This is a genomic window from Novacetimonas maltaceti (assembly GCF_002906255.1).
Classification (GTDB): domain Bacteria; phylum Pseudomonadota; class Alphaproteobacteria; order Acetobacterales; family Acetobacteraceae; genus Novacetimonas; species Novacetimonas maltaceti.
On the sequence record NZ_POTC01000038.1, the window covers coordinates 1 to 22,861 of the forward strand.

At 62.4% G+C, this 22,861-nt stretch carries 23 protein-coding genes and 1 riboswitch; of the genes, 3 read left to right on the forward strand and 20 right to left on the reverse strand.

Features of this window, described 5'->3' with window-relative positions; all coding sequences use genetic code 11:
- Nucleotides 1–209: 209 nt before the first annotated feature.
- Nucleotides 210–1,079 carry a glucose-1-phosphate thymidylyltransferase RfbA gene (gene rfbA, locus KMAL_RS12045; protein ID WP_110095947.1) on the forward strand — a complete coding sequence of 290 codons (870 nt, stop codon included), beginning with the start codon at nucleotides 210–212 and terminating at the stop codon, nucleotides 1,077–1,079.
- A gap of 28 nt (nucleotides 1,080–1,107) precedes the next feature.
- Here rfbA and petA read toward each other — a convergent pair whose 3' ends face one another.
- The 5 genes from petA to KMAL_RS12075 all read right to left on the reverse strand — a co-directional run bounded on the left by petA (nucleotide 1,108) and on the right by KMAL_RS12075 (nucleotide 7,205).
- Entirely contained in the window at nucleotides 1,108–1,752 is a 645-nt protein-coding gene (gene petA / locus KMAL_RS12050) for a ubiquinol-cytochrome c reductase iron-sulfur subunit (RefSeq protein ID WP_110095948.1), read from the reverse strand.
- Between the two features lie 192 nt (nucleotides 1,753–1,944).
- On the reverse strand, nucleotides 1,945–3,162 hold the full coding sequence (locus tag KMAL_RS12055; RefSeq protein ID WP_110095949.1) for a cytochrome b: 1,218 nt from the start codon (nucleotides 3,160–3,162) through the stop codon (nucleotides 1,945–1,947).
- A 232-nt stretch (nucleotides 3,163–3,394) separates the two neighbouring features.
- The gene (locus KMAL_RS12060; protein WP_110095950.1) at nucleotides 3,395–5,155 is read right to left on the reverse strand and encodes a porin family protein; all 1,761 of its coding nucleotides are present in this window, start codon (nucleotides 5,153–5,155) and stop codon (nucleotides 3,395–3,397) included.
- A 529-nt stretch (nucleotides 5,156–5,684) separates the two neighbouring features.
- Entirely contained in the window at nucleotides 5,685–6,686 is a 1,002-nt protein-coding gene (locus tag KMAL_RS12070) for an NAD-dependent epimerase/dehydratase family protein (RefSeq protein ID WP_110095952.1), read from the reverse strand.
- Nucleotides 6,687–6,959: 273 nt separating this feature from the next.
- Entirely contained in the window at nucleotides 6,960–7,205 is a 246-nt protein-coding gene (locus tag KMAL_RS12075; RefSeq protein WP_110095953.1) for a hypothetical protein, read from the reverse strand.
- A gap of 199 nt (nucleotides 7,206–7,404) precedes the next feature.
- Here KMAL_RS12075 and KMAL_RS12080 point away from each other — a divergent pair, with 199 nt between their 5' ends.
- Nucleotides 7,405–7,923, forward strand: coding sequence for a DUF2721 domain-containing protein (locus KMAL_RS12080; RefSeq protein ID WP_110095954.1), 519 nt, complete (start codon nucleotides 7,405–7,407; stop codon nucleotides 7,921–7,923).
- A gap of 109 nt (nucleotides 7,924–8,032) precedes the next feature.
- Here KMAL_RS12080 and KMAL_RS12085 read toward each other — a convergent pair whose 3' ends face one another.
- The 13 genes from KMAL_RS12085 to rapZ form a co-directional block, all read right to left on the reverse strand.
- Nucleotides 8,033–8,965, reverse strand: coding sequence for an ABC transporter substrate-binding protein (locus KMAL_RS12085; RefSeq protein ID WP_110095955.1), 933 nt, complete (start codon nucleotides 8,963–8,965; stop codon nucleotides 8,033–8,035).
- Between the two features lie 122 nt (nucleotides 8,966–9,087).
- A riboswitch (TPP riboswitch) is annotated at nucleotides 9,088–9,182 on the reverse strand.
- Between the two features lie 248 nt (nucleotides 9,183–9,430).
- Nucleotides 9,431–11,086: an ArnT family glycosyltransferase gene (locus KMAL_RS12095; RefSeq protein WP_110095957.1), complete on the reverse strand. Its 1,656-nt coding sequence runs from the start codon at nucleotides 11,084–11,086 to the stop codon at nucleotides 9,431–9,433.
- Nucleotides 11,087–11,098: 12 nt separating this feature from the next.
- Nucleotides 11,099–11,854 carry a glycosyltransferase family 2 protein gene (locus KMAL_RS12100; RefSeq protein WP_110095958.1) on the reverse strand — a complete coding sequence of 252 codons (756 nt, stop codon included), beginning with the start codon at nucleotides 11,852–11,854 and terminating at the stop codon, nucleotides 11,099–11,101.
- 16 nt (nucleotides 11,855–11,870) lie between these two features.
- Nucleotides 11,871–12,365, reverse strand: a complete 495-nt coding sequence (locus tag KMAL_RS12105; RefSeq protein WP_110095959.1) for a F0F1 ATP synthase subunit B family protein — start codon at nucleotides 12,363–12,365, stop codon at nucleotides 11,871–11,873.
- A 30-nt stretch (nucleotides 12,366–12,395) separates the two neighbouring features.
- The gene (locus tag KMAL_RS12110; protein ID WP_110095960.1) at nucleotides 12,396–13,010 is read right to left on the reverse strand and encodes a F0F1 ATP synthase subunit B family protein; all 615 of its coding nucleotides are present in this window, start codon (nucleotides 13,008–13,010) and stop codon (nucleotides 12,396–12,398) included.
- Nucleotides 13,011–13,024: 14 nt separating this feature from the next.
- Entirely contained in the window at nucleotides 13,025–13,249 is a 225-nt protein-coding gene (locus tag KMAL_RS12115) for an ATP synthase subunit C family protein (RefSeq protein WP_003616715.1), read from the reverse strand.
- 55 nt (nucleotides 13,250–13,304) lie between these two features.
- Nucleotides 13,305–14,054, reverse strand: a complete 750-nt coding sequence (locus tag KMAL_RS12120; protein ID WP_110095961.1) for a F0F1 ATP synthase subunit A — start codon at nucleotides 14,052–14,054, stop codon at nucleotides 13,305–13,307.
- A gap of 38 nt (nucleotides 14,055–14,092) precedes the next feature.
- Nucleotides 14,093–14,419, reverse strand: coding sequence for an AtpZ/AtpI family protein (locus KMAL_RS12125; RefSeq protein ID WP_110095962.1), 327 nt, complete (start codon nucleotides 14,417–14,419; stop codon nucleotides 14,093–14,095).
- A gap of 147 nt (nucleotides 14,420–14,566) precedes the next feature.
- Entirely contained in the window at nucleotides 14,567–15,364 is a 798-nt protein-coding gene (locus KMAL_RS12130; RefSeq protein WP_110095963.1) for a hypothetical protein, read from the reverse strand.
- A 104-nt stretch (nucleotides 15,365–15,468) separates the two neighbouring features.
- Complete coding sequence (gene purH, locus KMAL_RS12135) at nucleotides 15,469–17,049, reverse strand: bifunctional phosphoribosylaminoimidazolecarboxamide formyltransferase/IMP cyclohydrolase (RefSeq protein ID WP_110095964.1); 1,581 nt, start codon at nucleotides 17,047–17,049, stop codon at nucleotides 15,469–15,471.
- 112 nt (nucleotides 17,050–17,161) lie between these two features.
- Nucleotides 17,162–17,965, reverse strand: a complete 804-nt coding sequence (locus KMAL_RS12140) for an aminotransferase class IV (RefSeq protein ID WP_110095965.1) — start codon at nucleotides 17,963–17,965, stop codon at nucleotides 17,162–17,164.
- Nucleotides 17,958–19,367, reverse strand: a complete 1,410-nt coding sequence (locus KMAL_RS12145; RefSeq protein ID WP_110095966.1) for an anthranilate synthase component I family protein — start codon at nucleotides 19,365–19,367, stop codon at nucleotides 17,958–17,960. The genes KMAL_RS12140 and KMAL_RS12145 overlap by 8 nt, the downstream gene beginning before the upstream one ends.
- A 28-nt stretch (nucleotides 19,368–19,395) precedes the next feature.
- The gene (rapZ, locus tag KMAL_RS12150) at nucleotides 19,396–20,409 is read right to left on the reverse strand and encodes an RNase adapter RapZ (RefSeq protein WP_110095967.1); all 1,014 of its coding nucleotides are present in this window, start codon (nucleotides 20,407–20,409) and stop codon (nucleotides 19,396–19,398) included.
- A 372-nt stretch (nucleotides 20,410–20,781) separates the two neighbouring features.
- Here rapZ and KMAL_RS12155 point away from each other — a divergent pair, with 372 nt between their 5' ends.
- Complete coding sequence (locus KMAL_RS12155) at nucleotides 20,782–21,048, forward strand: RidA family protein (RefSeq protein ID WP_146044214.1); 267 nt, start codon at nucleotides 20,782–20,784, stop codon at nucleotides 21,046–21,048.
- Between the two features lie 168 nt (nucleotides 21,049–21,216).
- Here the strand turns inward: KMAL_RS12155 and KMAL_RS12160 are convergent, their stop codons facing one another.
- Together KMAL_RS12160 and KMAL_RS12165 are read right to left on the reverse strand one after the other, a co-directional pair.
- Nucleotides 21,217–21,540 carry a hypothetical protein gene (locus KMAL_RS12160; RefSeq protein WP_110095969.1) on the reverse strand — a complete coding sequence of 108 codons (324 nt, stop codon included), beginning with the start codon at nucleotides 21,538–21,540 and terminating at the stop codon, nucleotides 21,217–21,219.
- Between the two features lie 124 nt (nucleotides 21,541–21,664).
- Nucleotides 21,665–22,831, reverse strand: a complete 1,167-nt coding sequence (locus tag KMAL_RS12165; RefSeq protein ID WP_239020113.1) for a glycosyltransferase family 4 protein — start codon at nucleotides 22,829–22,831, stop codon at nucleotides 21,665–21,667.
- Nucleotides 22,832–22,861: the final 30 nt, after the last annotated feature.

The following is a 22,861-nucleotide window of genomic DNA, read 5'->3' on the forward strand; positions in this document are numbered from 1 at the left end:
ACCGGGAAAGCCGCTCTTCAACATCAAAAAAACCAGGCTGCTTCATATCGCCATTCCCTCAATCAACGCAGAAGAAATAGAATCATACAGAAGACCTCAAAACCAGGGGGTTTTTAGAACCCTCCACATTGCACCGGCCTGCATCCGGTCCGGACGACGACGATGGAGATATCATGACCCCCCTCCCACACCATGCCGCCAAGCCGCCCATGAAAGGTATCCTTCTGGCTGGGGGGTCCGGCACGCGCCTGCACCCCATGACCCTGGCATCAAGCAAGCAGATGCTGCCGGTCTATGACAAACCGATGATCTATTACCCGCTATCGACCCTCATGCTGGCGGGCATTCGCGACATCATGATCATTTCCACGCCGCGCGACCTGCCGCAGTTCCGCAGCCTGCTTGGGGATGGATCGCAGTATGGCGTGTCCTTCTCCTACCGCGAACAACCCTCCCCCGATGGCATCGCGCAGGCCTTCGTCATCGCAGATGACTGGATCGACGGCGCGCCATGTGCGCTGATCCTTGGCGATAACCTGATCTTTGCCGACCACCTGTCGACGACATTGCAGAACGCGGCCCGGCTTGAACATGGGGCCACGGTCTTTGCGTATCAGGTCCGCGACCCGGAACGCTATGGCGTCGTGTCCTTTGCCCCGGATGGGCGGGCGCTCGACATCGTGGAAAAACCGACACACCCGAAATCCCACTGGGCAGTGGTGGGCCTGTATTTCTATGACTCCCGCGTCAGTGAATTCGCCCGCCGCCTGAAACCCTCTGCCCGCGGGGAACTCGAAATCACGGACCTGAACATGATCTACCTGCAGGAACAGTCCCTGCGGGTGGAACCGCTGGGACGGGGATGCGCATGGCTGGATGCGGGAATGCCCGACAGCCTGATGCAGGCCGGCACCTTTGTGCAGACCATCCAGTCCCGGCAGGGCATGCTTGTCGGTTCCCCGGCGGAGGTCGCCTTCCGCATGGGCTATATCGACGCGCAGCAGCTACGCAGTTGGGCCGACCGGATGATCAAGACCGCCCTGGGGCAGACCCTTCGCGCCATCGCGGACGGGGGCTGAGCGACCCGCGGGCTTCCCGGCGTCTCCTTCAGATCTGCAGGATCGTCGTGAAATCGAAATCCTGGCCATCCGGGTTGGCACCGATCCGGATGGTTGCGGGCGTCGGCATGGAATATGGCGGGACCGGCAGGTTGTAGGGCGCGGGAGCGCCGCGGAACACACGCCCCGCCAGATCGAACATCGACCCGTGACATGGGCAGGCATACCCGCCGGGCCAGTCATCACCGCCCGTCCCTTCCGGCAGGGGGCGATAGGCCGGAACGCAGCCCAGATGCGTGCATATCCCGACCACGACCCCATATTCCGGCACGATGGAACGATGCCAGTTGGTGGCGTACGGCGGCTGCTGCCGGTCGGACGAATGTTCATCACGCAGGCGTCGCGTCAGGTCGGCCTGCTGCATCCGCACCAGCGCCTGTGGCGTACGGTGGGTGATGAAAACGGGCCGCCCCTGCCATGTCACGACAATCTGCTGTCCGGGCGACAGGTGCGAGATATCGACATTGACCGGCATATGCGCGGCAGCACTGTCGCGGGGCGCCAGACTTTGCAGGAATGGCCACAGGCATGCCCCCGCCCCGGTCACGGCGGTCGCGGCCGTCACCATGCCCAGAAAGTCACGCCGCCCGCCGCCTGACGCAGGCGTTGCGCTGTCGTCGGTATCGTCTGTCATGGGGATTTCATATCCGCAGATGGCAAAGACGGAAAGGGCGTATCGCGTTCCCCATGAGTGAGAAAGTAAAGGCAAGGGCTCTGCCCTTGACCCGCCAAAGGTCGCAGACCTTTGGGAACCATGACCTTTAACCAGATCCGGGTGCAGGGATCGCGATCCCTGCCGGGTCCGGGCAGGGGCCGGAAACCCGCCTCAGGACAGGGAAGACGGCAGGGGCCGCGTCTTCTCGAAACGCGGGGCGAACGGCAGCAGCACAAGGAAATAGCCAAAGTAATACAGCGTGGCGCACCGTCCCGCGATCATCCACGCCCCCGCCGCATGATGCCGTCCGACAAGCCCCAGCAGCACGAACGCCACCACCAGTCCCCACAGGGCAATACGGCATACGGGGCGGAACCTTACGGAGCGCACCGGCGACGGGTCCAGCCACGGCACCGCAAAGAGGACCAACACCGCCCCGGCAGAAGCGACAAGCCCCAGGAATTTTGATGGCACGGATTGCAGGATCCCGTAGAACGGCAGGAAATACCATTCGGGTTCGATATCGGTCGGCGTATGCAGCGGGTTGGCCGGGCGATAGTTGGCCGGTTCAGACAGAAGGTCCGGCCACAGGAAGGCGAGCGCGGCAAACACGATGCCAAACAGCACAAGGCCCACCATGTCCTTGCTGCTGTAATAGGGATGGAAAGGCACCGTATCCGATGGCTTTGCCGGTTCTACGCCAAGCGGATTATTGGATCCGGAAATATGCAATGCCGCGACATGCAACCCGACAATCCCCACGATCGCGAACGCCATCACGAAATGCAGCACGAAAAAACGATGGATGAACACATCGCCCAGCGCATCGCTGCCTTCCATTACATGCTCCAGCGCAGGACCAAGGCCGGGAATGGCCCCGACCGCCTTGCCCACCACGTCCGCGCCCCAGTACGACATCTGCCCCCATGGCAGGACGTACCCGGCAAACGCCGTCACCATCGTCATGACCAGCAGCACAAGGCCGGTCAGCCACAGGATCTCACGCGGGGCCTTGTATGACCCGTAATACAGGCCCCGGTACAGGTGCACATACAGCGCGCCCATGAACAGGCTGGCCCCCGTCATGTGCAGCGCCCGCAGCAACCAGCCGGCGGGGACCTGACGTTCGATCACCTCGATCGACGCAAAAGCCCCGGTGGCAGCAGGGGTATAGTTCATGGCAAGGAAGATGCCCGTCGCCAGCATCAGGACGAGGACGACACACAGGATCGCACCGAAATTCCACAACCCGTTCAGGTTGCGCGGCATGCGGTAATCCACATACTCGGCCCGGAACCACCGGACCACATGCAGGCGACGGTCGATCCATGCAATGACACCGGTTCCAGATTGCTGGCCCGTCCCCTGCACGCCCTGTGGACCGTTCATCCCCGTTTCCCTTCCCATCACGCAAATGCCACCGCGGTCAGTCTTCTACCCGCTTTCAGGCACGTTTAACAGGAGGGAGGCCCCACCATGGCCGGTAGGGCTTGGAAACAGGCCATTGATGACAAATAAAAGTTTTTGGGTGCCGCCTTTTTTCAAAAAGGCGGCGTTCTTCGAAGCTTTTTGGAAAAAGCTTCACCAAAAACTTTTATTATTTTCAAGATGTTACCTAGAATCAGAACAGCAGGATGGCACCGCCAGAGGCCGTGTTATCGGTGGCACGGGCCGGGCCATGAGCCTTCGATTCCGTATGGGCATATTCCGCCACGATGTTGAGCCAGTCGGTCAGGCTGTAGAACAGGGCGCCAACTTCGGACTCATTGCGCGCGACAAGGCTGGGATCGTTCTCTCCACGCGCTTCGTAAAGGTTACTGACACCATAGCTTCCGACCAGCTTGATCTTCTTGGTGACGTTATACATCCCCTGCAGGTAGTAGCCTTCTGACGCGCGCTTGTGCCCGTTCGACGCCACACCGTCGAAGAACAGGCCCGTCGTGCCAAGGCCGCTGCCACGGTAGTAGTAGGCCACGCCCTGGAACGGGCCATAGGTCAGCTTGGTGCCGATTTCACCCGCTTCAGCCATCACGCCGCGCTTTTCGCCTTCGGAAACCGGCACGGTGGAGGTCGAGGTCTGGACCATGTTGTAGATCCCGCCATCCAGGCCGCCGGTCGTCACCTCACGCAGTGCAGTGGTGACAGTTGTCGTCTGGCTGCGGGTCAGGTCCTGCTGGTGCTGGACAAGGAAGCTGGCCCAGATACGCGCCGACAGGCCACCGATCTTGAAATCATAGGTAACCTTGCCCTGCACCATGGGCGAACTGTGCTGGGTCGATCCGGCGGACAGGTTGTCACCCGCGAAATTATACTCGTCCAGCGGTTGCAGGATGCCGATATTACCCTGGAATCCACCGATCTTGGGCGACAGGTACGAAATCTGCGGGATCCAGTCGGCATACACATAACCGACGCCGATACGGCCAAGCGACGTGTTGCCCGGCGCGGTGTTGCTGCCGGTAGAGCCGACGCTCAGCAGCGTCGCGTCATTGAGGATCGCATCCCCGCCAAAGATGCCAAGGTCACGTCCGATCTTGATCGTGCCGAACGATTTTGTGCCCGCCGTCACGAACACCTGACGAAAATCGATGCCGGCGGTGCCAAGGCCCACCGGGCTGCCGCCGGAATTGGCGTTCATCGCGCCGGGCTTGTTGTTGTCGATGCCCGGATACATGCCCATGACGGCGGACATGTCGATGCCTGCCTGCGTCGTGGACAGTTTCAGGATCAGGCCCGCCGGAAGCAGGCCGTTACGCAGCGAGGAGGAGTCAAACCCGTTCGGCCCGGTGGACACCCCGCCATTGACGACGCCGCCACGGCCCGGACTGTTGAAGGTATAGAACCCGTTGACGAAGCCCGACAGGTTGATCTTGACCGGTCCGGCGTCAAAGGTCAGCCCCTTGCCGGGAACGTATTTCTCCATCCGGACGAACCCCTCGCCATAGGACGGGCCACCAGGCTGCATCGACAGCATGGCGGTGCGCGCGGCCTCCGCACTCTGCGCCGCAGAGGCCGCAGCAGCACGGGCCTGCGTCACCATGTCCGCCGTCTCGTCCGCGCCACCGATGCCGACCTCGCCGGGCAGGACGGTATGGATGGGATTGTCTGGCGTACCGGGCGCCGCCGGGCGCGCGGGCGCCACATGGCGGGTTGTCGCGGCCATGCGGCTGCCACGCGTGACTGTCGCCTCCGCGCGGGTATGACTCAGATGCTTGGCCAGCAGGCCCTTGTACTCGCTGGAGGTCAGGCTGCCCTTGGCACGCAGGATGTCGAGCAGGTCACTGTAATCATCGGCACGCGCCTCACGCGGTTCCATCAGGTGCCCGGCACTGGCGGTCAGAACGACAACGGCCCCTATTCTGGCCAACCTTCTCGCCGACATCTGATCGTTCCTTCCGTGTACTTTACCTGAATATTTATCGGGGTGACCGCTTCAGGGCATTTCTGTTGGATATGATCCGACGGGTCAATGCCGCCCCCTGCCCCCGCCATGGGCATGGCGTGCGCCCCGCGCAAAGAATTCCGCCCCGCCTGAATCGTAAAAGTTCCCATCACCACACCAGATGTTGATGGCACGAATCAGGGGCATCAACTGTCTGTGCACACATGGCCACAGCAACAGGCGCGATATATGCGCGCGATAAAGAAGTTCCATGTAAAAACTATTGTTTTCACGTTTTGTCATGTACCGTGAAATCAGTACGTTAGGGGAAAAGGTGAAAAACACCCCATGAATTCAGGGCAGGGAAACGCGAACCGGATGCGTTAAAATCGGCATCATGAAAATGTGATCGCGTCGCTGATTTTAACTTGGACAGTTGCAGTGAAACTACAAATCCCGCAAATCTGTTCAAACAATCGTGTGTACAAACAATCGTGTGATTTGTATTTCCTGAACCTGCCCTGCATCTTCACCCGTCATGCCGGGCGTAATAATCCTGGTACCAGGCCACGAAGCGTTCCACCCCCACCCGTAACGGCGTTTCGGGCCGGAACCCCGTCAACCGGCCCAGCAGCGATGCATCCGCCCATGTCCGCTTCATGTCGCCAGGCTGCATCGGCAGGAATCTGGTCCGGGCGGTACGGCCAAGGCATGTTTCGATCTGATGGACGAAATCCATCAGCGGTACGGGCTGCCCATTCCCCACATTGACCACGCGATAGGGCGCGACCGGACTACATGCCGTCGCCCCATCCCCGCTGACCGGCACACAGGGCAGCAGGCGGAAAACGGATTCCACCACGTCATCGATATAGGTGAAGTCACGTTCCATCTGCCCGTTGCCATACACGTCGATCGCACGCCCCCGCAGGATCGCATCGACAAACAGGAACAGCGCCATGTCGGGCCGTCCCCATGTCCCGTACACCGTAAAGAAACGCAGCGCCGTCACCGGCGTGCCCGACAGGTGGGAAAATGAATGGGCCAGTACCTCGGTCGCCTTCTTGGTCGCGGCGTACAGGCTGATGGGATAATCGCAGCGCTCCGTCTCGGCAAATGGAAGCTCGGTCGCGGGGCCATAGACGGACGAGGTGGAAGCCAGCAGGACATGGTCCAGCGTCATGCCCCGCGCAAGGTCGAGCAGGTTGGACGTGCCGACGATATTGCTGTCGATATAGGTATCGGGCCGATGCGCGCCGTACCGCACCCCTGCCTGCGCCGCAAGGTGGATGATGGTGCCGATCCGCGCGCCTTCCAACACACGGGCCAGTGCGGCGCGGTCCTCCAGCATGATCTCATGGGCGACAAAGCGCGGATTGGTACACAGGATCGCATGGCGACGCCGCTTGAGCGCAACATCATAATAGGACGTCAGGCCGTCGATGCCGATGACCTCGTGCCCCTCCTCCAGCAGGCGACGCGCCACATGGAATCCGATGAAGCCCGCGCTTCCGGTGACCAGCACCCGCACTCTATCCTCCTGCGTGCCGTAAGGTGGCACTTCTCTTGTCGTGGCATCTGCCGAAGCGGCAGATACCCCATATCCATGCGCCTGCCGATCCCCGATCGCATGACCGTGGCATGCGTCAGATGCCGGAAATGCGTCTGGGAATAACTCGCTGATAAAAAAGTAAAAGTTTTTGGATGCCGCCTTTTGATCGAAAACGGCGGCGTCCCTTTGAAGCTTTTTGCAAAAGGCTTCCCCAAAAACTTCTTTCCGGTGAACAGCTTCTTGGAACGGTCCCTATGTCGCAAAATGCTGGCGCGCGTGCCGCCATGCCGCCTCCAGCGCATCGACCATCGTGGGATGTCCGGCACACCAGTCGCTTTCCTGTCCTGCGTGCTGCGGGGCAACGGCCGCACGCCACGACATCGCCTCCCCTTGGCCCGACTGCCGCTCGACCCGGATCGACCAGTCGGCGGGAATACGCGACAGGACACGCGCCAGACGTTTTTCCGGCGTCATGGGGGTGGCGTAATTATGTGACATGGCGTCCTTTCCCGTGGCTGGCAATATGCACGGCCTCCCATACCAGAGGCCGCCCGTTTTATCAGCAACGGGAAGGAAATGGCTATTTTCCGTGGGAATCAGACCGTCAACGCAACATTTCCCCCTTGACGATACGCGCCGCAGCCACACAATCCGCCCCTTCCCGATACCCAAGCCAAGACTGGAGCACCCCCCGTTCGTGACCCTTCTTCCCGGCCTTTTACCCGATGAGTCCATTGATGGCGCCACCCACCTGATCCAGACCGCGCTGACGCCGGTTTTCATGCTGTCGGGCATTGGCACGCTGCTTGGCCTGTTCAACACGCGCCTTGCCCGTGTCAGCGACCATATCGAAAGCATCCGCGACAAGCTCGATGCCGCCACCCACACGGATGGCAAGGGCGATAATGACAAGGACGACGGTGACCGGCACATGCTGATGCGCAGGCTGCGGCACCTGCATTACCGCACGTTGCTGCTTGATGCGGCCATCCTGTTCGCTGGCGTGGGCGGTGCCTCGGCCTGTGGGTCGGCTTTCGCCCTGTTTGTCGGCAGCGTGCGTGATTCCGCCAGCGCCTGGTGGCTGGTGCTGATGTTCGGCAACGCGCTGATGTGCACGGTTGGCTCGCTGGCGATGTTCCTGGGTGACAGCATCGTCGCGTGGCACGGCCTGCGGGTCACGACCTTCCTGCCTCACAAATACACGCAGGTGGATTAGGACACGATTTTTAAATATCAAAAGTTTTTGGTGAAGCTTTTTGCAAAAAGCTTCGAAGAACGTCGCCTTTTTGAAAAAAGGCGACACCCAAAAACTTTTATTCTTCTGCCTACGGCGTTGTCTCCGGCACCAGTGCAAAGGGATCAACGGCGTAGGTTTCCAGCGCGACATCATGGCTGATGACGCCATGGGCGCGCAGGAACGCCGTGAATGCGCGATACCGCCGCGCATTGAGCAACGCTGGCTGCTTCGCCAGACGCGGCAGGGTTTCACGCCATGCCGCCCGGTTCAGCGGCGTATCAAGTTCCGGGTGATCGGCAATCGCCTTCGACAGGATCTCGTCGGAGTGGTTGAGAAGCGTGTTCGTCCCCTCCTCCAGCGCCGCCATGAACGCACGCACCCACGGGTCGCGTATGTGATCCCGTGCCGCAAGGAAAACCAGTTCATCATTCAGCGGCACGCCATGCTCCTCAGGAAAGAAAGCGGTTACGGTCATGCCCTTCTGTTTCAGGTCGATGAGTTCATAGGTCCGCACCGCACCCATCACCGCATCGACGGAATGCGACATCAGCGCCTGTTCAAGCTGGAAATTGACATTGACCTGATGGATGTCACCCATCCCGACCCCAACGGTGGAGAGCATGGTCGCCAGCACCGCATCATCCGCGCCCGACAGGGAAACGCCAATCACCTTGCCCTTCAGGTCGGCAAGGGAACGGACATTCCCCGCCGCGATCAGGGTATTGAGCGGCGTATCGATCAGCGTCCCTACCCGCACCAGTGGAATCCCCTGTTCCGAGAGCATGCCAAGCTGCGTCTGGTAAGACACCGCAAGGTCCGCCTGCCCCGCCGCCACAAGACGCGGTGCCGCCCCCGGGTCGGCCGGTGCGATCAGGTGGACATCAAGCCCATGACGCGCGAACGCCCCGCCATACTGTGCGGCAAGCAGAGCTGCATGATCGGCATTGAGGAACCAGTCCAGGATCACGCTGACACGACGTGGCGCGTCAGTGGCATGGGCGTGGCCGATCCCGCCCATCATGATGAGAAGACATGCAAGTCGTAACAGTATGGCCTTCATCATCGCGCGTCCCTTCGTGCATCCGTCCGGGGCAAAAACCGGACAGGGGTCGCACGGGGAAGCCAGCATGGCGGAGGCAGGTCCGGCATGATGCTTGTTCTCCCTACGCTGGCATGACCCAGGTCAGGTTCAACGGGTGTGATCTCAGCCCGCATCGCGGACACCCCGGTTGGTGCAGATGATGGGAAATCCGGTGACGCGTCAACCATGCAGGGTGGCACATAGGCGTGACCTGTCGGCTGGCTTTCTGTTCTTTTTTGCAAAAAAGAACCAAAAAACCTTTATTCATAGAAGAAATCTGTTTCGCGACCTTCAGAAATTCATAAAGAAGTTTTTGGTGAAGCTTTTTTCAAAAAGCTTCGAAAGAGGCCGCCTTTTTGAAAAAAGCCGGCACCCAAAAACTTTTATTCGTAAAAAAACTTCATCCTACGGCTGCAACCCATACAGCCCGATCTCCAGATGCTTCCCGGTAGAATAGTTCAACCCACTCTCCATCCCCAGTCGCCGGACATGCAGGTCATCATGTTCCAGCCCACCGTCAAACGCAGGCAGATCCTTTGACCCTACTAGCACCAGCGCACACTTTCCATATTGCCGCAGGAAACCCGCCGCCAGTTCCGGCCGCATTAACTTCGTATCCTGCCCCAGCAGGAAGACAAGGCTCGGCTCTGAATCCGAAACCGACGCCACCATCGTGGCAGGACAGGGACGATGCTCCGCCACCAGAGTCGCCAGCCGAGGACTGAGCCAGATCGTCTCCAGCTTGGGAATGACGGCAAGAAACAGGCCGACATGAATGATGACGGCCGCCGCAATCGACGCCATGACGGCCTGAAGCACCGCGCCACGCACCAGCAGCAATACCGCCGCCATCAGCAGCGGCAGCGCACCCGCCGTGATCGTCATGGCGGCGGGGGACATGATCCCTTCCATCCGCCACAGCAGGACCGGCCCCGCCAGCGACAGGACCGAGCCCACGCCAAACCAGATCACGCCATAGGCCGATAATAATCCCCGCCCCCACAGGGACTGCGGCCACCGCCAGCCTTCGGACATGCTCACGATCGCCGCCGCCGTCAGGATGGCGATGGCGGGATAGGTCGGCAGCACGTAATGCGGCAACTTGGTCGCGATTGCCTCGAACACCAGCCAGTGCGGCACGATCCAGCAGATCAGGAACCGCACCGGCGGCTGATGCCGCTGCTGCCACACGAAAGGCAGCGCCATCGCCGCGAACAGGGAACCGGGCCAGAACGCAATGGCAAAGGCCAGCAGGTGATAGCCCGGCGGCAGTCCATGCGATTCCTGCCCACTCGCCACCTTGCCAAGGAAATTATGTCCCACCGCGCGGCTGTAGAAATCCCCATGGCTGACCACGCCAATCGCCACGCACCACGGCACGACAATCGCCAGCATCACCAGCCAGCCCCATGCCGGACGCAGGCGACGCCACCAGTCGGTCCGGCGTTCAATCAGGGCAAGGGCGATCGGCGTGCCGAAACCGGGGATCAGGACCACCGGCCCCTTGAGCATCAGCCCGCATCCCAGTGCCGTCCAGTACAGCAATGCCGCCGCCAACGGGGTCGGCAGGTCACGCTCGCGGTCCAGATAGGCCCGCAGCAACCCGCATTGCGCCAGCAGGATCGACAGCAGCAATGTCGTGTCGATGGTCGCCATGCGCCCTTCGGCGGTCATCAGCACCGATACCGCCAGCAACGCCGCCGCCAGCAGGCCACTGACCGGACCGAACAGGGCCGCCCCCATCCATGCCGTCAGCACCCCCGCCGCCGTCACCGCCAGAAGGGAGGGAATACGGTACGGCCACGTCGCATGGGCATCGCGCATGCCCGTCAGGCTGACGGCCGCGGCCTCCAGCCAGTAGATCCCAGCCGGTTGCAGATATCTGGGCTGGTCCAGAAAGCGCACATCGACGTAATCGCCGCTGTGCAGCATCTGGGCCGTTGCCTCCATATAGCGAGGTTCATCCCGGTCCAGCGGCGGCAGCGATGCGCGGCCGGGCAGGAACAGGACGAAAATCGAGACAGCGACAATGATATAATGGCGCAGCGTCAGGCGTGTCATCGCACCGCCCTCTCAGCGTTCGGTAATGTGGTCCGGAATCCTGGCGCGGTTGTTCAGCCACATGACACCAAGAACGTCACGAATCCCGACCAGCGCCCGGTTGAGGTTCGTGTATTTCGACTGCCCGTGCAACCTGCTGCGATGGCCGACCGGCGTGCAGACCAGCGGCACGCCATGACGCCCCATCAGCGAAGGCAGGAAACGATGCAGTCCCTCGAACTGTGGCAGGCGGAGGAAATCCTCTCGCCGGAACAGTTTCAGCGGCGCCCCCGTATCGGGACACCCATCCTGCAGCAGGCGGCTGCGCAATCCGTTGGCAAAACGTGTCGCCAGCCGCCGCGACAGCCGATCCTGCCGTTTGGCCCGGACCCCCACCACCAGCGGTGCACGACCGGGGGCCTGCTGCGCCAGTTCAAGCATACGGATGAATTCAAAGGGATTGTCCTGCCCGTCACCGTCGAGCGTTGCAATCCATTTCCCGCGCGCCGCCGCGATCCCCGTGCGCAACCCGGCAGATTTGCCAAGGCGGCGGTCGTGGGAGAGAATTCGGAGTTGCGGAAGGATGCCTTCGGCCCTGATGGCCTTCAGGATGGCAACCGTGTCATCGGTGCTGCCATCATCGACAAAGATGACTTCGGCAGGGGGGAGTTGGGCCAAGGCATCGGCCAGTTCCTGACAGACGGGGCGAATGTTCGCCGCTTCGTCAAGAACGACCGATACGATGGACAGGACGGGATTACCGTCCGTATGGGGAACCGGAGAACTCAGCGTTCCGCCGTCCGGCTCAGGCCGCGCGACGGGACAGGGCCGACGGAAGTCCCGAAATGGCGTTGTCGATTAGGGTTTTATCCCCATCGGCCGTCAGCGAACCTGCCAAGGTCTCCCGCGTGGCCTGCATCGCGATATCAATGGCGGCCTCACGCACCTCACGGATCGCGCCACGCTCGGCGGCGGCAATACGGTCACGGGCCATCTGTTCGCGACGACGCGCAATGTCGTCGGCATCCTGACGGGCCTGTGCCGCGATACGGGCGGCTTCCTGCAGGGAATGTTCGACCATTTCACGGGCTTCCGCCAGTGCGGCTTCACGCTCCCGCGTTGCGTCCTCAAGCATCTGCTCCGCTTCGCGGCGCAGGCGCGCGGCTTCATCAAGGTCGGCGCGGATCTTCTGGGCGCGGGCGTCGAGCGCCGCGCTCAGCGGACGCCACAGCTTCGCGCCGAACAGGATGAAGAACAGGAAGAAGGCGACAGCCGACCAGAAACGGGGCTCATGCAACATGACTACGGACCTGTCTGTAGAGGGGGCCCATTAGAAACCACGGGCCGTCGCGGCACCGTCAACCTTGGACGTCACCACGTCCAGAGGGGCCGAAATGCCGGATAACTGATGGATCAGGGCTTCTGCCGTATCGGTGGAAATCTGCCGCAGAGACCCCAGCGCCGTTTCACGGGCAAGGGCGACGCGGGCTTCCGCCTCACGGATTTCGGCACCCAGTCGCGTATTCATTTCCTGCGTCTGCTTTTCAGCAGCGGCACGGGCTTCTTCCACGACCTTGTCAACATTGGCCTGCGCCTCCGCCATGGCGTCCTTGCGGGCCTGGCGAAGTTCGGCCACCGCGTCATCGGCGCGGGCCTTGGCCTTGTGCGCGATCTCAAGGTCGTTCTCGATCGTCTGGCGACGAAGGCTCAGGACCTTTTCGACCTTCGGCAGGGCCGAACGGCTCAGCAGCAGGTAAAGGATGAGGAAGATGCCCGCACCCCACACCACCTGACCGATGACGTAGGGATTGCCGAAATCAAGCTGGGGCATGCCCTCGGCGCGTGCGCCAGGTGCAACCATGGCCATCAATGGCAGGGCCAGCACGGGTGCCGCCGCGCGCGACGCCACCCTGCGGATGTTTTTATACACCGTGGAACGCACCACGCACCCCTCCTGTATCAGACGAACAGGATCAGGAACGCAATCAGCAGCGCATACAGGGCGACGGCTTCCGTCAGGGCGAAGCCCAGCATGCCGAGGCCGAACACGTGCGGACGTGCGGACGGGTTGCGCGCGATGCTGCTGACCAGCGTGGAGAAGATGTTACCCAGGCCAATGCCCACGCCAGCGAGGGCGATAACGGCGATACCGGCACCAATTTCACGGGCTGCTGCGATATCCATGTCAGTTTTTCCTTGTTTCAGACGTTCTGGATGAAATGACGGGGGATGGTGGCCCTCAGTGGGCCACGGCCTCCCGCAGATAGATGCAGGTGAGGATGGCAAACACATAGGCCTGCAGCGCACCCACCAGCAATTCGAGAGCCATCAGCGCGACATTGATGACGATCGGTCCCACGGCGATGACATCGCCAAACAGGCCCAGACCAGCCAGCATGATCGTGAAGGCGGCAAACATGTCGAACATCACGTGACCGGCGACCATGTTGGCAAACAGACGGATCGACAGGCTCACGGGACGGGAAAGGAAAGAAAGGATCTCGATCGGGATCAGCAGCGGCGCCAGCGCCTTGGGCGCACCGGCGGGCATGAAGTGGGCGAAGAACTTCGCCCCCTGCACCTTGAGCGACACGATGATCGAGAGACAGAACACCATCAGCGCCAGCGCCAGGGTCACGGCGATATGGCTGGTGAAGGCGAAGGAGAAGGGCAGCAGGCCGAGGTAGTTGCCCGCAAGGATGAAGAAGAACAGGGTGAACACGAACGGGAAGAACGCACGTCCCTCAGAACCGATCGTGTCAACGGCCATGTTGTAGATGAAGTCGTAGCACATCTCGGCCGCGGCCTGCAGGCGACCGGGCACTACGGCGGCGGGCCGCATCCCGATATACAGGAACGCCAGCACGATGACGGATGCGATGATCATCATCAGCGGCGACTGGCTGAACCTGAGGGACTCCCCAAGGGCGCCCAGAACTGGATGGAGCTCGAACTGACCGAGCGCGTCGATGGATGATCCGGCCGCCAACTTCGTTCTTCCCTAAAATATCTCTGCCCGGTTCCCCGTCAGGAACCCGAATCGCCATCCGTTATGGCACCGGGCCTGACAAGACGCCAGACATTAAGCACACCTGCCGCACCGCCGAGAAGCGAGAACAGAACCAGAAACACCGCCCGCAGGTGCAGCCAGTGATCCAGACCCCAGCCAATGCCCACCCCCACGACGAGGGCCGACACAAGTTCGGTTCCCGCCCGGAGCATCAGCCCCAGTTCCGAAAACCCCCGTCCCGTGTCCTTCTCCTGCGCTGCCTTCCCCGGCTTTTCCAGCCGGGTCTGTGCCGCGCGCAGGCGTTGGTCAAAGGACGTACCGGATGGATCTTTGTCCGTGTCCATTTTCGCACCTCCCGATGGGTGCAGGCGCTAGCTAACGATGCTGCAATAACCTGTCAAGCAAGCGTCGTCCAGCAAAGCATGACAATCTTGGGTCAGTGCATGAAAACAATGCGTTTTCCCCTGCACCGGACAGGGGAAAACCGAAACTCATTCCGCGGACGTGTCGCTGCCGGGAATCCGGTCATAGGCGGCACTTCCGGGGAAGGCGCCCGGCGGCGGCGCATCGGCGGGCACGATGTGGATCGCCTGGTTCACGTCCGGCCCGATCTCACGCGCGTTGATCGCCGTGCCACGGCCACCGTTCACGCCGGTGCCGATCGCATGCAGCGTCGCCCCCGGACGCAGCCAGTTGCCAAGCCGCGCGGCATTGGCGCGTCCCACGTAAACGAGAGAATGGTCACGCATCACCACGCCCTGCACCGCACCGGTGATGTCATAAAGCTGCGCCAGCACGGTACCGTCCACCGCAACGTCGGGTCCGATATTGGCCGGCGGCAGGACCGTTTCCGATCCCGGTTCGTCCGCGATCCGGCGGCCACGCGGCCCGCTGATGACGTAGGCGCGCACGATCGGATGGGCGCGTCCCTTCAGGCCGCTGACACTGACCTGTTCACCCGGACGCACGACCTGCGTCGCGGCATCGCCCAGACGGTGCGGGCACAGGACCTGCGTCCCGTCGGACAGCAGCAGTCCCGCCACGTCACCCGTACTGGTCAGTAGGTACTGCGCCACCGTCCCCGTCACGACCGGCAGGGGGGAATAATCGAACGCCGAGGTCGCCTGCGCCTGCGAAGGCTGCGCGGCAGGGGCCGCGGGTGCCGCCGCCGGGGCATGCGCCGCCTCCGGCGCGGCCTTGGACGCGGCGATGGCCGGTGCGCCCGCGAGGCTGGCCACAAGGCCCAGCGCCGCTGTCACGTAAAGGGAGGAACGCCGATGAATGTGCATGCCGGATCTCGTCTTTCGTCTGCATCCACCGGCCAGTCGCGATGCCGTGGCGATGTCTAGTGATATCCCTCGCCCCGCGACAGGCAAGTCCCCGTGATGTGGGATCAGTGCCGGAAATGGCGCATACCTGTGAAGACCATCGCGATCCCCGCCTTGTCGGCGGCGGCGATGACCTCGTCATCACGGATGGACCCGCCCGGCTGGATCACCGCGACAGCGCCCGCCGCGATCGCAGCCTCAAGCCCGTCCGCAAACGGGAAGAACGCGTCCGAGGCCACCACGCTGCCCTGTGTCAGGGGCTGTGCCTCGCCCGCCGCCTTCGCCGCGTCCGCGCTCTTGCTTGCCGCGATGCGGGCCGAGTCGACACGGCTCATCTGGCCCGCGCCGATCCCCACCGTCGCCTGGTCCTTGACGTAGACGATGGCATTCGACTTCACGTGCTTTGCTACACGGAATGCGAATATCAGGTCTGCCATTTCAGCATCGGTCGGCGCACGCTTGGTCACGACCTTCAGGTCCGCGCGGTCCACGCGCCCATTGTCGCGGGTCTGCGCCAGGAAGCCACCGGCGACCGAACGCACGACAATGCCGGCCGCCGTGGGATCAGGCAGGCCGCCTGTCAGCAGCAGGCGCAGGTTCTTCTTCTTTGCGAGGATGGCGCGTGCTTCCTCCGTCGCGTCGGGGGCGACGATGACCTCCGTGAAGATGGTGGCGATCTTTGCCGCCGCTTCGGCTTCCAGCGGACGGTTCAGCGCGACGATGCCGCCGAACGCCGAAACCGGGTCGCATTTCAGCGCCTTGTCCCATGCCTCGGCCTGCGTCGCGGCAACGGCGATGCCGCACGGGTTGGCGTGCTTGACAATCACGACGGCGGGGTCGGTGAACTCGGCCACCGCCTCGAACGCGGCATCGGTGTCGTTGATGTTGTTGTACGACAGCGCCTTGCCCTGGATCTGGCGCGCGGTTGCAACGCCCGGACGGTTGGTGCCGTCGGTGTAGAACGCCGCCTTCTGGTGCGGGTTCTCGCCATAGCGCAGGCTTTCGCGACGCACACCCGCCACCGTCATGCGCGCGGGCAGCAGGTCGTCGCGCTGTTCGGCGAACCACTGCGCGATTGCGGCGTCATAGGCCGCCGTGCGGGCATAGGCTGCACCCGCCAGCGCCCGGCGCTGCGACAGCGTCGTGCCACCTTCGCCAAGGGCGGTGATGATGTCGGCATACTGCGCCGGATCGGTCAGGACCGCGACATGGTCATGGTTCTTTGCCGCAGCCCGGATCAGGGCCGGGCCGCCGATATCAATATTCTCGATGCAGTCTTCCGCCCCCGCGCCGGACGCCACGGTCGCCTCGAACGGGTAGAGGTTGACCGCCACGAGGTCGATCGGCGCGATCTTATGCTCTTCCATCTGGCGCAGGTGTTCGGGCAGGTCGCGACGGCCAAGGATGCCGCCATGGACCTGCGGCACCAGCGTCTTGACCCGGCCATCGAGGATTTCGGGGAAGCCCGTATGTTCGGACACGTCCTTGACCGGGATGCCCGCTTCACGCAGCGCGCGGGCGGAACCGCCGGTGGACAGGATCTCCGCCCCGTGGGCGACAAGCGCGCGGCCAAGATCGAGCAGGCCGGTCTTGTCCGAAACGGAAATGAGGGCGCGCCGCACCGGCACAGGCGTCTGGGGGGCCATCGCAGTGACCTTTCACTTTAAACCGCGGGACGATCCGAACACGGATCCGATGGGGGTGATTAATCCAACCCCGCCTTTTTGAGCAATAACCGAAATGACGGGGCCGGTGGCGTCATGACGCAAGGGCGGCGCGTATCCGCTGTGCCGTGGAGGGTTCACGCGGCAGGGGCGTGGCGTCGAGGGAGACCGCCTCGCGCACCGACAGGCTGCTGACCAGCAGTACCGCCTCCGCCCCCAGCAGGTCCGCGCGCGTCAGGGCCTGTTCACGTGCAAGGCGCATGTCCAGCAGCACGGAACGCGCAATCCCGGGCAGGGCCCCTTCAGTCACGGGCGGGGTCAGCAGCATGCCATCGCGCTGGATCAGCAGGTTGCTGGCACTCGCTTCGGCCACACGACCCGCCGTGTTGAGCAGGACGGCCTCGTTCCCGCCGCGCTGGCGCGCTTCCATCAGCGCGAGGATATTGGGCAGGTAGTTGAGCGTCTTGGTCCGCGACAGGGGGCTGGTTTCATCACGACGCATGCGACTGATGACCAGATGCGCCTCAGGCATCGGGGTGGCGGCAGGCGGGAACGGCACGATCATGACGGTCGGCGCGGCCCCTTCGGGCGGCAGCAGGCCACGTGGGCCGCATCCGCGCGTGATGGTCAGGCGCAACGACCCCGCCTGCATCGCGTTCTCGGTGATGACACGCGCCAGCGCGGCCTCGACCTCCGTCCGTGCGGGTGGCGGGATCATCAGCGTCCCCAGCCCCGCATAAAGGCGCGCCATGTGCCGCGCCAGATGAATGATGCGACCGGCATGCACGCGCATCGTCTCGAACAGGCCGTCACCAAGCAGCAGTCCCCGGTCGGCGGGATCGATATGCACCGCGTCCCGATCCCGCATGGCCCCGTTGAACCACAGGCGGTCAGTCATCCCCACTCCCCCGTTGCGTCGTATCGCCAAACACCGCCAGAAGGGCTGCAACCTTCAGGCGCATTTCGTCATATTCCCTGTCAGGATCGGAAAGAATCGTAATTCCGCCTCCCGCTGCCGCACATATCCGTTCCCGTGTCATGACAAGGGTGCGGATGATGACCGAACTGTCCATTGCCCCGTCCCCGCCAATACGGAACACCACCCCGCAATAAGGCCCGCGTGACGAGTGCTCCAGTTCGTCGATGATCTGCATCGCGCGGTGCTTGGGCGCGCCGGTGACCGAACCGGGGGGCAGGGTCGCACGCAGCACGTCAATGGCATCGTGACCGGGCAGCAGGATTGCCCGCACCTCCGACACCAGATGATGGACATGGGTAAACCGTTCCACATTGAACAGTTCCGGCACACTGACACTGCCAATCCGGGCGAGCTGCCCGAGGTCGTTGCGCATCAGGTCCACGATCATCAGGTTTTCGGCGCATTCCTTCTCATCAAGGCTCAGGTCTTCTGCGATCTGGCGGTCGCGCACCGGGTCGGGATCGCGCGGGGCGGTGCCCTTGATCGGGCGGGTGCGCATGATGCCCTGCACGTCGAGGGAGACAAACCGTTCGGGCGAGGCCGACAGCAGGGCGAAATCCGCGCCACAGGACAGGAATGCCCCGAACGGCGCCGCCGAAGTGGCGCGTAACGCACGATAGGCCGCAACAGGTGACAGGCCGGGCGGCCTTGCCCCATACATGCGCGCGGTGATGTTGACCTGAAAGATATCGCCCGCCGCAATATACTCCCGCGCCCGCGTCACCGCATGCCGATAGTCGTCTGCCGGGCAGTCCATGACAAACCTGACAGGGGGCATCGAGGGGACGGGCGTGCCTGCAACTGCGCGGTCCCACAGGTCCATGGCCTGCACCCGACGCCGCGCCATGGTATCGGACGTGCCGTATCCGGCCAGCCACACCCGCCGTTCACGCCGGTCAAGGATGACGGCGCAATCATAGATGCCAACTGCGAATTCCAGCTGCTGCGGGTCCGGTTCATGGCGTGTGGAAAGGTCGTGCGCCTGCTGCCCGAACCGGTAATCCGCAAACCCGATGGCCCCACCCGCGAACGGCAATCCGTCAGGGCAAGGGAATGTGGGGATCAGATCCCGCAGTATTTCCAGCGCCCCTGCCGCCTGTTCGCACCCATCAACAAAGCATTGGCCCGCACGGACCACCACCCTGTGCACGGGATCACGGCACAGGATCGTCCAGCGTCCGCGCGGTGCGATATCTCCCCCACTATCCAGGCAGGCCAGCCATGGCTCCCCTTCCAGCGCGGCCAGCAGGTCACCAGCGTCGCGCCATGGTAGTTCATGGACATGCACGGACAAGGCGGAAGATGGATCGGATCGTGTCACGGGCGGAGGGGAAATCCTGCCTGTGGCCTCACGAAGCCGGACTGTCGTCGGACGGTTGCTGACCACCGCCCGGACGGTTTGCCCAACGCCAACTGCTGCGGCCCTGCCGGGCAAGTTCGCGATGCATGACCACCACCGGCCACTGTCCACGCGGGGAACTGGCGGGAGACACGCTTTCCCCCTGCCCGTCCCCGGACACGCCCTGCTGCGGTTCCGCGCCAAGGCGCTGGGCCAGCGCCTCCACCAGCGTCACGGAGCGATGGCGACCGCCCGAACAGCCAATGGCGATGGTGGCGTATTTTTTTCCTTCCTGCACGAAACGCGGCAGCACGAGTTCGAGAAGCCCATCGATACGGTCAAGAAAGCCGGAATAGTCCGGGTCCGCCTGCACATAGGCCGCAACCTGCGGGTCAAGCCCCGTCAGCGCGGACAGCGAAGGATCGTAATAGGGATTCCGCAGGAAGCGCGCATCGAACACCATGTCCGCCTCACGCGGGAGACCGGCGGGAAAGGCAAACGACATCAGCGCAACCGTCAGTCCCTCGCCACGGCCATCCTCCCACTGGCCAAAACGCGCCTCCACCAACTGGCGCAGTTCGGGCGGCGGCAGGTCCGTGGTGTCGATGACGACATCGGCCGCCGCACGCAGCGGCGATGTCAGGCGGATTTCCGCCTCGATCCCTTCCTTGACCGTGCCATGGCTGGCCTGCGGATGCCGCCGCCGCGTGGCGGTATAGCGGCGCAGCAGCACGCTTTCCTCTGCCGTGGCGTAAATCAGCTGCGCATGCAGGTGCGGGTTGATCCGCAGGCGCGACAGGGCGGCAAGGACCAAAGTCGCGTCAAACCCACGCGTGCGGGAATCCACCCCGATGGCCACCGGCTTTTCCGCGCGGGCCACGATCTCGTCCAGCATGCCCAGCGGCGGGTTGTCGATGACTTCGTGACCCAGGTCTTCCAGAATCCGCAGGATCGACGATTTCCCGGCACCAGACAGACCGGTGACAAGCAGGATGCTGCGCGGCGGTGGTGAATCTTCATGCATGGATATGGCAGTCACACGAAATCCTGAATGACCATCGTGCCAGCGGGGGCTGGCGTCGGATGACAGGTTTTACGATGGTGTGCAGATACAGCCCCGACAGGTGGATTTTCCTCTCTTTCATCATACATGAAAAGCACCATCATCATCACATCTGCATTTCGTCAGGCACGTGGATCGGCCTGATCCGCGATAGGCCGGCCCGTTTATGTCACAGTGGGCAGGCGTCCGGACGGCGGGCATATTTTATCATGGACAAAATATGACTATTTTGTGATTTTCTTAGGAATGGAAGAAATTACACTGTCAGACGTACATATCCATATCCGTCACCTGACCGGACGCGACCAGACGTCAGGACAGTATGCCTCCACAATGCTTGCACAGTTCCGACAGGCCCTGGGCAGGGGCTCTTCCCTGCTCCAGCAGCATGGGCATACGCTGCATGATGTCACGCGCATTGTCTGCACCGTGGACGGGACCAGGGAATTCGCCTCGTGTTTCACGACGCTGAGCGAACTGTTCGGACCGACATGTCCGGCCCTTACATTCCGGCTGGTCCGGACCCATGACACGCCGGACCAACTGATCGAACTGGACCTGGTGGTGGCCCCGCCCGCCAGCGGCCTCCCCACGGACTGAACGCGACGGGACGATCCGCGCGATAGGGATGGTCGGGCCGGGCGGCACAGGCCTTCTCCCCTGCCCATGACGTGAGAGGAGGGCGCTGGTCCTTCAGGGCGCACCGGTCGCCATGGGAAAGGCATCCGGTCACATTGTTCCGTTTATATGTCAGATCATTTCAGGAAATCAGCCAACAGGGCCGCCGGTGACGTTTCCGCCCTTCCCACGGGTATCCGTTTCAGAAATAACGCGGGCGATACATTCAGCAACCCATTTGTGGGCGCTGGTAATATCATTGAATTCATCAGCATCCGGCCCGATCTGGTGGGCCACCTGCTGTTCATCACGTTCCTTGATGCGATTTTGCTCATGAAGCAGCATGTCCATCTGCTGCTCCTTCGTGAGCAGCCGCAATGCCGTCTGCAGGGCTACCTCGAGGCACCCGACATGCGCTTCGAGCAGCGCAATTTCACCTGCATGTGCGGATATATCGTCATTCATCGCATTCATCTTTCCCTGTCATGGCTGGCCAAGATGTTGCGTCCATCACGGACGGTCAATGACAGAAACAGTCATATGGTAATATAATGATAAATTTCTACTGAATATTTATATTGTCATTCATACATATATATTAACGACAAGAAATGTTCGCGTAAAATTCTTTCAACCGTGCGGTATAGGCCTGCCGGGAGAAGAATTCGGCCCTTGCATGGCCGCGCCCAACCAGATCACGATAGGCGCTGTCCTGCCTGCCAAGCCGGTCAAGGCGCATGATCGCATCGCTGATGTCCCTGACATCAAAGGGGTCCACAAGGCAGGCGGCCCCCCCCGCGATTTCTTCCGTCGCCATGCCACGGGACGTGATGACAGGCGTGCCCAGCGCCATGGCCTCGACAATGGGAAGGCCAAACCCTTCGCCCAGCGAAGGGAAGACAAGCGCATGTGCTTCCGCAAGTCCGCGCAGCAGCGACATCCGGTCGATCCAGGGGATACGGATGACACGCCCCGGCCCTGCTGACAGGGACAGGTCGGGACGGTCATCCCCGTCCGGCCCGACCAGCACCAGCGGACGGTGCGACCCGCTCTGGCCATAGGCCGCGATCAGGCGTTCTATATTCTTGCGTGATTCCACACGCCCCATATGGATCAGGCTGTCCGGAGGGATGATGCGCGCGCTTTGCATCACGGCAGGCACATCGATATCAACCATCTGGTACAGGTTGGCGACACGCGACGGAAGAACGCCCATGATGTCAATCAGCTGCCTGCGGACCGTTTCCGACACGGTCACGATCATGTCCATCCGCCGCAGGAGGACGGAAAGCAGCCGGGCAAACCGTGCCGGGTCTATGCCCGTCAGCCCCGGATTGAGCAGGGGCACAAGGTCATGGATGGTCACGACATTCGTGCACCCCTCCATCACCATGGGCAGGGGATAGGTCCAGTGCATGACTGCCGGTGGCGTATCGGCGCGGCATGCCGTCAGGCGGCCAAAGGTCTTGAACCTGACATGGGCGGTCCGGTACAGGTCCATGCAGAAAGGCTTCGCAGGCCCCATCCCGCCGGGAGCGTCATGAACATGCCGCCGGGGCAGCAATGCCCGCAGGAAGCGCCGGAATGCGGCGGCCCTGCCCGGAGGGAGCGATGCCGCGCCACTGTCCACGAAAGCCGTGCGTATCCCCAGGTCACCAAGACAGGAGGCAAGGTCCTGCGTGTACCTTGCCACCCCGGTCCCCCCGTTGATGCCAATGTTGCGGCTGTCGAGCCAGACGGGACCACTGGCGGGAAATCCTGCCACGGCTAGCTGATCTTCCGCTTCGGGAGCATC